Origin of the sequence: Cognatitamlana onchidii, from assembly GCF_004804355.1 — a bacterium.
Taxonomy (GTDB): domain Bacteria; phylum Bacteroidota; class Bacteroidia; order Flavobacteriales; family Flavobacteriaceae; genus Cognatitamlana; species Cognatitamlana onchidii.
The window spans coordinates 1-5740 of sequence record NZ_SRWZ01000010.1; the positions used below are offsets into that span (position 1 = coordinate 1).

Sequence of the window (5740 nt, forward strand, 5' to 3'; positions counted from 1 at the left end):
AAAAAAAATCCTCAATCTAGCTTAGATTGAGGATTCAAAAAAGGCAGCGACCTACTCTTCCACAAGTGTAGTACCATCGGCGCTAATGGGCTTAACTTCTCTGTTCGGAATGGTAAGAGGTGAGCCCCATCGCTATAACCACCTTAAGTCTTTGTCCTGAACACTTATTTCAGGATCTAATAAGTTAACATATTGAAAATAAGAACATGATATATAATTCTGTGTTGTACTCTTTTAAAAAAACAGGCGTACAATAAGCCTATGGGTTATTAGTACTACTCGGCTATGACATTACTGCCTTTACACCTATAGCCTATCAACGTGGTCATCTCCCACGACCCTTTAAAGAAATCTCATCTTGTGGTGGGTTTCGCGCTTATATGCTTTCAGCGCTTATCCCTTCCCAACGTAGCTACTCAGCAATGCCGCTGGCGCGACAACTGATACACCAGAGGTTAGTCCAACTCGGTCCTCTCGTACTAGAGTCAGATCCACTCAAATTTCTAACGCCCACTGTAGATAGAGACCGAACTGTCTCACGACGTTCTGAACCCAGCTCGCGTGCCACTTTAATGGGCGAACAGCCCAACCCTTGGGACCTTCTCCAGCCCCAGGATGTGACGAGCCGACATCGAGGTGCCAAACCCCCCCGTCGATGTGAGCTCTTGGGGGAGATCAGCCTGTTATCCCCGGCGTACCTTTTATCCTTTGAGCGATGGCCCTTCCATGCGGAACCACCGGATCACTATGCTCTACTTTCGTACCTGATCGACTTGTAGGTCTCTCAGTCAAGCTCCCTTATGCCATTGCACTCTACGCACGGTTACCAAGCGTGCTGAGGGAACCTTTAGAAGCCTCCGTTACTCTTTTGGAGGCGACCACCCCAGTCAAACTACCCACCAAGCACTGTCCTTTCAAATGAAAGTTAGACTCTAGATAAGCAAAGGGTGGTATTTCAACAATGACTCCACAACGCCTAGCGACGCCACTTCAAAGTCTCCCACCTATCCTACACATTACTTATCCAAAACCAATACTAAGCTATAGTAAAGGTGCACGGGGTCTTTTCGTCCCACAGCGGGTAATCGGCATCTTCACCGATACTACAATTTCACCGAGCTCATGGCTGAGACAGTGTCCAGATCGTTGCACCATTCGTGCAGGTCGGAACTTACCCGACAAGGAATTTCGCTACCTTAGGACCGTTATAGTTACGGCCGCCGTTTACTGGGGCTTCATTTGAGATCTTCGCCGAAGCTAAACCCTCCACTTAACCTTCCAGCACCGGGCAGGTGTCAGGCCATATACATCAACTTTCGTTTTAGCATAGCCCTGTGTTTTTGATAAACAGTCGCCTGGACCTTTTCACTGCGGCCACCCCGAAGGGTGGCGACTCTTCTCCCGAAGTTACGAGTCTATTTTGCCTAATTCCTTAGCCATGAATCTCTCGAGCTCCTTAGAATTCTCATCCCAACTACCTGTGTCGGTTTAGGGTACGGGCTGCTTCTTTCGCTTTTCTTGGAAGTCGCTTCTCTGGATTATCACCGCAACCGAAGTCTTAGTGTACTATCGCCGTGTTACCACTGGCTTCAACGTGCTATTCCGTCAGCACGCACCAAATATACGCCTCCGTCACTTTTAGTAAGAGCAGGTACAGGAATATTAACCTGTTGTCCATCCACTACCCCTTTCGGGTTCGCGTTAGGTCCCGACTAACCCTCAGCTGATTAGCATAGCTGAGGAAACCTTAGTCTTTCGGAGTGCGGGTTTCTCGCCCGCATTATCGTTACTTATGCCTACATTTTCTTTTGTAGCTTCTCCAGCAAACCTCACAGTTCACCTTCGACGACACTACAATGCTCCCCTACCCATCTTATCGATGCCATAGCTTCGGTAGTATGTTTATGCCCGATTATTATCCATGCAAAATCGCTCGACTAGTGAGCTGTTACGCACTCTTTAAATGAATGGCTGCTTCCAAGCCAACATCCTAGCTGTCAAAGCAATTTCACCTCGTTTTTTCAACTTAACATACATTTGGGGACCTTAGCTGATGGTCTGGGTTCTTTCCCTCTCGGACATGGACCTTAGCACCCATGCCCTCACTGCTGATAAACATTTTATAGCATTCGGAGTTTGTCAGGAATTGGTAGGCGGTGAAGCCCCCGCATCCAATCAGTAGCTCTACCTCTATAAAACTATAATCAACGCTGCACCTAAATGCATTTCGGGGAGTACGAGCTATTTCCGAGTTTGATTGGCCTTTCACCCCTACCCACAGGTCATCCGAAGACTTTTCAACGTCAACCGGTTCGGTCCTCCACTGTATGTTACTACAGCTTCAACCTGCCCATGGGTAGATCACACGGTTTCGCGTCTACCACTACTAACTAAGCGCCCTATTCAGACTCGCTTTCGCTACGGATCCGCACCTGAAGTGCTTAACCTTGCTAGAAACGGTAACTCGTAGGCTCATTATGCAAAAGGCACGCCGTCACACGTAAACGTGCTCCGACCGCTTGTAAGCGTATGGTTTCAGGTTCTATTTCACTCCCTTATTCAGGGTTCTTTTCACCTTTCCCTCACGGTACTAGTTCACTATCGGTCTCTCAGGAGTATTTAGCCTTATCGGATGGTCCCGACAAATTCATACAGGGTTACACGTGCCCCGCACTACTCAGGATACCACTATCTTATCACTCTTTACTTATACCGGGCTATCACCGTCTATGGCCTGTCTTTCCAAACAGTTCTAATTCATTATGACTCAAATGTCGTGGTCCTACAACCCCAAAATTGCCGTAACAACTTTGGTTTGGGCTAATCCGCGTTCGCTCGCCACTACTAACGGAATCACTTTTGTTTTCTTCTCCTCCGGGTACTTAGATGTTTCAGTTCTCCGGGTTCGCCTCCTTGCGGATAACATATCTTCAATATGCTGGGTTGCCCCATTCGGATATCTGCGGATCAAATCGTGTGTGCCGATCCCCGCAGCTTTTCGCAGCTTATCACGTCCTTCTTCGCCTCTGAGAGCCTAGGCATTCCCCATACGCCCTTATTTAGCTTATTGTACTTTTTGCTTTTTTAATGAGTTATTATCAATAAACTAGCGCTTATTGATAACTGATTAATTAGATATCGCTCGCGTGATTCTAATTAATCGGAATTATTTTAATTAAACTTTCGTTTAATTTTCATGTATCTTTTTTCAATATGTCAATGAACTTCTTTCCGCTTCGCGGAATCGTGGAGAATATCGGAGTCGAACCGATGACCTCTTGCGTGCAAGGCAAGCGCTCTAGCCAGCTGAGCTAATCCCCCGTTACGAAAATTCAGATTGCTGAATCTACTAACGTTGTTGATTTCAACTCAACTTCTAAAATTTCCTTTCAATATGTAATGAACGTTTAAGACCTAAAGTCTTAATCTGTAGTCTCAGGCAGACTCGAACTGCCGACCTCTACATTATCAGTGTAGCGCTCTAACCAGCTGAGCTATGAGACTGTTTTCTTGAGATACTAGATATTAGATACTAGAATCTAGACTTAAATGTCTAGGCTCTTGGCTCTAGAATCTAATCTCTTTATTTTTAAATTAACAGCAATGAGAATAAACTATTCTTTTCTTAGTTTTTATTGATACTATTAGTCGTCTTTCTCTAGAAAGGAGGTGTTCCAGCCGCACCTTCCGGTACGGCTACCTTGTTACGACTTAGCCCTAGTTACCGATTTTACCCTAGGCCGCTCCTTGCGGTGACGGACTTCAGGCACTCCCAGCTTCCATGGCTTGACGGGCGGTGTGTACAAGGCCCGGGAACGTATTCACCGCATCATGGCTGATATGCGATTACTAGCGATTCCAGCTTCACGGAGTCGAGTTGCAGACTCCGATCCGAACTGTGATAGGGTTTATAGATTCGCTCCGCCTCGCGACGTGGCTGCTCTCTGTCCCTACCATTGTAGCACGTGTGTAGCCCAGGACGTAAGGGCCGTGATGATTTGACGTCATCCCCACCTTCCTCACGGTTTGCACCGGCAGTCTTGTTAGAGTTCCCATCTTTACATGCTGGCAACTAACAACAGGGGTTGCGCTCGTTATAGGACTTAACCTGACACCTCACGGCACGAGCTGACGACAACCATGCAGCACCTTGTAAGTAGTCCGAAGAAAGATCTATCTCTAAATCATGCAACTTACATTTAAGCCCTGGTAAGGTTCCTCGCGTATCATCGAATTAAACCACATGCTCCACCGCTTGTGCGGGCCCCCGTCAATTCCTTTGAGTTTCATTCTTGCGAACGTACTCCCCAGGTGGGATACTTATCACTTTCGCTTAGCCACTGAGCCGAAGCCCAACAGCTAGTATCCATCGTTTACGGCGTAGACTACCGGGGTATCTAATCCCGTTCGCTACCTACGCTTTCGTCCATCAGTGTCAATACATTATTAGTGATCTGCCTTCGCAATTGGTATTCTATGTAATATCTATGCATTTCACCGCTACACTACATATTCTAACCACTTCATAATGATTCAAGATAACCAGTATCAAAGGCAATTTTACAGTTAAGCTGCAAACTTTCACCTCTGACTTAATTATCCACCTACGGACCCTTTAAACCCAATGATTCCGGATAACGCTTGGATCCTCCGTATTACCGCGGCTGCTGGCACGGAGTTAGCCGATCCTTATTCTTACAGTACCGTCAGAGCTCTACACGTAGAGCGGTTTCTTCCTGTATAAAAGCAGTTTACAACCCATAGGGCAGTCTTCCTGCACGCGGCATGGCTGGATCAGAGTTGCCTCCATTGTCCAATATTCCTCACTGCTGCCTCCCGTAGGAGTCTGGTCCGTGTCTCAGTACCAGTGTGGGGGATCCCCCTCTCAGGGCCCCTACCTATCGTTGCCATGGTATGCCGTTACCACACCATCTAGCTAATAGGACGCATACTCATCTTGTACCGTAACCTTTAATGTTATCCCCATGCGAGATTAACATACTATGGAGCATTAATCCAAATTTCTCTGGGCTATTCTCCAGTACAAGGTAGATTGTATACGCGTTACGCACCCGTGCGCCGGTCGTCAGCAAAGAAGCAAGCTTCTCTCTGTTACCCCTCGACTTGCATGTGTTAGGCCTGCCGCTAGCGTTCATCCTGAGCCAGGATCAAACTCTTCATCGTTAAATTGTAAATAATTTTAACAACTAATTAGAATCTCTAGTACTCAAAATGGTCTATTCTCTTTGTTGATCCCCACCATTTCTAGTGGCGATCTTACGCTGTCAATTCAATATGTTTATGAACTTTTTTCTTTGTTTACTTAACTTGTTTCCTTGCTAAGCGGGTGCAAATATAAAACCCTTTTTTTATTCCACAATGTTTTTTGATATTTTTTTTAAAAGTTTTTTCTAACTCTTTTTAAATCTCAAAACCATCATCCCTATGAACTTTTGCCTTAAACAACTACTGCCGTTTTTAGCGGATGCAAACATACAACCCTTTTTTATCCTAACAATGACTTTTTTGAAATTTTTTAAAGTTTTTTTAACCCCTTTTTTTAACCAAAAAAATGTCTATGAACTTAACGCTTTTTAAACAACTTTACTGCCGTTTTTAGCGGCTGCAAATATACCACCTTTTATTCCTTAGCAACAAACTTTTTTATGCCTTTTTTTTATGTTTTTTTAGTTCAAACCTTAACTCTTTTGTTTCAAGATAGTTACAATACAACTTTTTT

General features: G+C 45.2%; 2 tRNA genes and 3 rRNA genes. All 5 read right to left on the bottom strand.

What is annotated here, in order from left to right:
* Positions 1–38: 38 nt before the first annotated feature.
* Positions 39–146, bottom strand: a 5S ribosomal RNA gene (rrf, locus tag E5D58_RS14860).
* Positions 147–249: 103 nt separating this feature from the next.
* Positions 250–3070: ribosomal RNA gene (locus tag E5D58_RS14865) — 23S ribosomal RNA — on the bottom strand.
* A gap of 177 nt (positions 3071–3247) precedes the next feature.
* A tRNA-Ala gene (locus tag E5D58_RS14870) sits at positions 3248–3321 on the bottom strand.
* A gap of 109 nt (positions 3322–3430) precedes the next feature.
* A tRNA-Ile gene (locus E5D58_RS14875) sits at positions 3431–3504 on the bottom strand.
* 158 nt (positions 3505–3662) lie between these two features.
* Positions 3663–5184, bottom strand: a 16S ribosomal RNA gene (locus tag E5D58_RS14880).
* The 16S, 23S and 5S rRNA genes sit together here with 2 tRNA genes alongside, the layout of an rRNA operon.
* Positions 5185–5740 lie beyond the last annotated feature (556 nt).